The following is a 4,349-nucleotide window of genomic DNA, read 5'->3' as shown; positions in this document are numbered from 1 at the left end:
GCACCTACTGGTCCGCCGACGTCAGTCCGCAGCACTACCGCGACATGCTCTTCAGCAACGGCGGCGCGTCGTACGGCCACGCGTCGATGCGCGACTTCTATCTCGAGCTCTCGACCGGTCGGTTCACGTGGACCGGTCAGGTCGGCAACTGGGTCCAGATCGCGGCGACCGCCGCTGACCTCGGTGCCAACTCGCGGGCGAGCGGCGCCGGCGGCGACGACGCGAACGGCGTCGTCTACCGCGTCGTCGACTACACGCTCAAAGCGATCGCGGCTTCAGGGAACTACGCGGGCCTGAATCTCGCGCAGGCTGACCTCGTCGACCGCTACGACTGCGACGGCGACGGTATCTTCGCGGAGCCCGACGGCTACATCGACCACTTCGGCATCGCCCACGCGGGCGAAGGCGAGGAGGCCGGCGGCGGGGCGCAGGGCGGCGACGCCATCTGGAGCCACCGCTGGTACGCGAACTTCAACCAGACGAGCGGTCCCGCGACCTGCAAGCTCGGCGGCTACCAGCTGCCCGGCACAGGCCTGTGGGTCGGCGACTACACGATCCAGCCGGAGAACGGCGGCGTCGGCGTGTTCGCGCACGAATTCGGACACGACCTCGGCCTGCCCGACCTCTACGACACCAACGCCGGCGAGAACGGCACCGGGTTCTGGACGCTCATGAGCTCCGGCTCGTGGGCCTCGGACAGCCCCGACGCGATCGGCGACAACCCGGTGCACATGGGTGCCTGGGAGAAGCTCGCGCTCGGATGGCTCGGCGACGACCTCGCCGTGACCTCCGTCGGTGCCGATGCGACCTTCGATCTCGGCCCGGCCGAGGGCGCGACGCGCAACCGCTATCAGGCGCTTCGCGTGAATCTGCCGAACTACACGCGCATCACCACCGTTTTCCCCGTCGATGGCACCGACCCGAACTACTACTACTCGGGCAAGGGTGACGGGATCGACAACTCGATGACCAAGGCGCTCGCGCTGTCGGCGGCGACGCCGATCAGCTTCCGCGCGATGTGGGACATCGAGACGGACTGGGACTACGCATACCTTCTCGCTCAAGTCGGCGGTGTCTGGCAGAACGTTGCGACCAGCGCATCACGGACGACGAGCCCGAACGGCCAGAACTTCGGCCAGGGCATCAGCGGCGCGTCGGGCGGATGGGTCACCGTGACCGCCACGCTCCCCGCCGGAACCACCGCCTACGGCTTCCGCTACTGGACGGACGGCGCTGTGGTGAACCCTGGGTTCGCCGCCGACTCGATCCAGATCGGCAGCCTCGCCATCGACAACGCGACCGACGCGACTGGCTGGACATTCGCCGGATTCGCCCGGCTGACCAACGGCCAGTTCTCGGAGACCTACTTCCACTACTACCTGGCGGAGTCGCGTAGCTACATCGGCAACGACTCGAGCCTCTGCGGCGCGTACAACTTCCTCATCGGTAACTGGCTCGAGAAGCAGTGCTACGCCGACGGCGTGCTCATCTCGTACCGCAACGCGGGCTACGCGGACAACAACACGTCGCTGCACCCGGGCTACGGTCAGATCCTTCCGATCGACGCGCACCCGGCGACGATGGTCAGGCCAGACGGCAAGTCGGTGTGGCGTGCACGTTGGCAGGTCTGGGACGCCACGTTCGGCGTCGACTCCAACACGATCACGCTGTCACAGCAGCTGAACCGCGTGAAGCGGATCAGCCGCACCTACACGTCCGCTCCGGTCACGCAGTTCTTCGACTCGTCGGTCAATGCCTATTACAACCCGGCGATCCCGTACACCTCGGTGAAGACCGCGGGCTCGGGCCTGAAGATCGACATCACCGGCGTGAGCTCGGATCGCGGAACGTATCGCCTGCACGTCTACAAGTAACTTTCGCGGCCACGGCTACGAACGAGGGGCCGGCGCAAGCCGGCCCCTCTTCTTTACAGTGGCCCGGCTCTTCGATGAATCGGTAGCATTGACCTGATCGCGCCGACCTAGCTCAATTGGCAGAGCAGCGGTTTTGTAAACCGCAGGTTCCGGGTTCGAGACCCGGGGTCGGCTCAGCACCTGATGCGGTGTCGCAAGAACACGGGGCCGCGGCCAACCCACCTGTCGCCGCGACCCCGCGACACTCCGCATTGCACCGCGGTCATTCGGGAAGTGCCTCACCCGAACGGCCGAAACCATGTTGCATGGCTGTTTCAGACGAGGTAGGCCTTACTTCTTCCGCCTGACGGGGCCAGTTGCCGTGCCGTTATTCGCGTGGTGGGAACGCAGGCACGCCGGCTGCGCGTGGTCGTTGCCGACAACCGACCGTTCGTTCGCGCAGAGCTGCGCACGCGCGTAAACACTGAAGCAGATCTCGAAGTTGTGGGCACCTGTTCCACCGGCACGGCCGCGCTACTGCTGGTGCACCAACTGGAGCCAGACGTGCTCGTCTTGGCTCAGGACATCTCCGAACTTGATGGCTTAAAGGTTGCCGCCCACCTTGAGTTCGCCGGCATCGAGATTCGTGTCGTCCTCTACACGGTGCGTGACCTCATTGGCGAGCCGATCGTGGGTGGCCCGGACAAGCATCAGGTGCTCGACGATGAGTCGATTGACGCACTCATGACCGCGATCCGGCGGCCACCCACCGACAAGGTCGCGTCCCGAGCCAACTAGGGCAGCGGGTCGTTAGCTCGGTTGAGCCACGCGATGTCGTGGACGCGCAGGCTCCGGCGGGCGCTCTTCCATGACCCCGGTGGTGATCTCACCGAGCGGTGTCGGGGGCACGCGGACCCAGGCATGGTTCTCATCGGCGCCGCGGGCGCAGTACGCGTTCAATTGGCCGCGGAGAGCGAGAGTGTGACCGTCGGCGTTCACTGGGTCCGCCTCGTGCTTGGCCATGCAGACGAACTCAACGAGCACAGCAGAACCGTCCCCCAGCGCGAAGTCCCGACCGCCCATGCCATGTTTGTCTCTCATGCCAGCCCACGGCGCATCCCCCATCCGGAGGAGACACAGACTCCACTAGGGATTCGGCAGCGAGAGAAAGAACGCCTTCATCGCGGCCGGATTGATGGTCCTGCCGTAGTCGAGAGTCTTCTCCTGACCGCTGCCGATGAAGGCGATGCTGAACGCTTCCGCCCATGACTCCTGCGGCTGACTGATCCACTGAGCCATGCCGGTCTTCGTCGCAGCCTCCGCTGCCGCCGTCTGCCACGTTCCCGGGAAGCCGCGGAAGGCCCAGTACCTGGCGCGCCAATCGACGCTGGCGTCTTTGCGTTGCAGGAGCGCCTCGTAGGCGTGCCCGATCTCGTGGAACGCCGTCCTCGGCGTCATGACGAAGTCCTCTCGGACCGTGAAGATCGGCTGCCCGACGTTCGTCAATCCACGGAAGAACGCGTCCCCGTCCCTGTCCGCCGCCATGTCGAAATCGATCTGGGGCGTTGGCGGAAACATCGAGAACTGCTGACGCGCCTGGAAGTAGTAGGGGATGAGCTGTTGACCGGCGATGTTGGTGGTCGGATCCGGTCTCGGCGTGCGCGTTTGCTGCGGTGGTGGAGTCGGGGCGATCGTCGGACTCGGAGTGGGCGAAAGGGTTGGTGACGGCGAGGCAGACGCCGTCGGCGTCGGTGACGCCGTGGCGGTCGAAGTGGGACTGGGGCTGGGGCTGGGCCGCGCGACGGGCTGGAAATACCCGGTCAGCCCGAGAGTGGCCACGGCCGTCACGACCGCGGTAACGACCACCGCCAGGGCGACCGCGGCGACAGCATTTCTCATCGGCACCACATCACAAGGTTAGGACGGACGACGCTGATAGCCGTGTCATTGCCGCGACGAGAATGGGCACGCTTGGTCAGTCGGCCGCCATGCCGGTTCAGTCCTATCAAATCGGTCTATGCTTCGACGATGTCCGACGTGCCGGCCCGCACGCTCCGGGTCGTCGTGGCCGACGACCATCCATCGATCCGCGAGAACCTCCGCTATCTGCTCAATGCCGAGCTCGGCTTGGTCGTCGTCGGCGTTGCAAAGGACGGTCACGACGCGCTGCGCGTCGTGCATGCGACCCGACCGGACGTGCTCGTCGTCGACTCAGACATGCCCGACCTCAAAGGACTGCAGGTCGCTGAGACGCTGCGAAGTGAGGGAACACAGGTCGGCATCGTGCTCTATACGCTGGACGGCGATGCATGCATCGAGTCCGCGGCAAGCGGCGTCGATGCGTGCGTCACGAAAGACTCACCAACCTCGGTGTTGATCGACGCGATCCACCGCGCGGCACAGGCAGCCCCTTTGACCCCGCAATCCGCATCGAGCGCTAACTCCGGATAGAGCGCTAACTCGCGTTTTTTCGCGCATGGCCCGTGTCTTGCGGAC

The 4,349-nt window shown here is 65.4% G+C and carries 5 protein-coding genes and 1 tRNA gene; 4 read left to right on the top strand and 2 right to left on the bottom strand.

All coding sequences use genetic code 11. The annotated features are described in order from the left end of the window. From VFH65_RS16775 to VFH65_RS16765, 3 genes are all read left to right on the top strand, one after another. Positions 1-1,874 (top strand): immune inhibitor A domain-containing protein (locus VFH65_RS16775; protein WP_353322952.1); only part of this gene is annotated, 1,874 nt, incomplete at its 5' end. A 101-nt stretch (positions 1,875-1,975) separates the two neighbouring features. Then, positions 1,976-2,048 (top strand) — tRNA-Thr (locus tag VFH65_RS16770). Positions 2,049-2,279: 231 nt separating this feature from the next. Continuing rightward, positions 2,280-2,651, top strand: coding sequence for a response regulator (locus VFH65_RS16765; RefSeq protein ID WP_353322951.1), 372 nt, complete (start codon positions 2,280-2,282; stop codon positions 2,649-2,651). 12 nt (positions 2,652-2,663) lie between these two features. Here the strand turns inward: VFH65_RS16765 and VFH65_RS16760 are convergent, their stop codons facing one another. Both VFH65_RS16760 and VFH65_RS16755 read right to left on the bottom strand, forming a co-directional pair. Then, positions 2,664-2,954 (bottom strand): hypothetical protein, encoded by a 291-nt coding sequence (locus tag VFH65_RS16760; protein ID WP_353322950.1) that lies wholly within the window; start codon positions 2,952-2,954, stop codon positions 2,664-2,666. Positions 2,955-2,999: 45 nt separating this feature from the next. Then, complete coding sequence (locus tag VFH65_RS16755; protein ID WP_353322949.1) at positions 3,000-3,752, bottom strand: hypothetical protein; 753 nt, start codon at positions 3,750-3,752, stop codon at positions 3,000-3,002. 129 nt (positions 3,753-3,881) lie between these two features. On the opposite strand from VFH65_RS16755, the gene VFH65_RS16750 reads away from it, so the two are divergent. Beyond that, positions 3,882-4,304: a response regulator gene (locus VFH65_RS16750; RefSeq protein ID WP_353322948.1), complete on the top strand. Its 423-nt coding sequence runs from the start codon at positions 3,882-3,884 to the stop codon at positions 4,302-4,304. The last annotated feature ends 45 nt before the right edge of the window (positions 4,305-4,349 follow it).

This window comes from Mycobacterium sp. (genome assembly GCF_035697385.1).
Lineage (GTDB): Bacteria > Actinomycetota > Actinomycetes > Mycobacteriales > Mycobacteriaceae > Mycobacterium.
The sequence above is the reverse complement of the archived record's forward strand: the minus strand, read 5'-3'. Positions and strand labels throughout refer to the sequence as shown.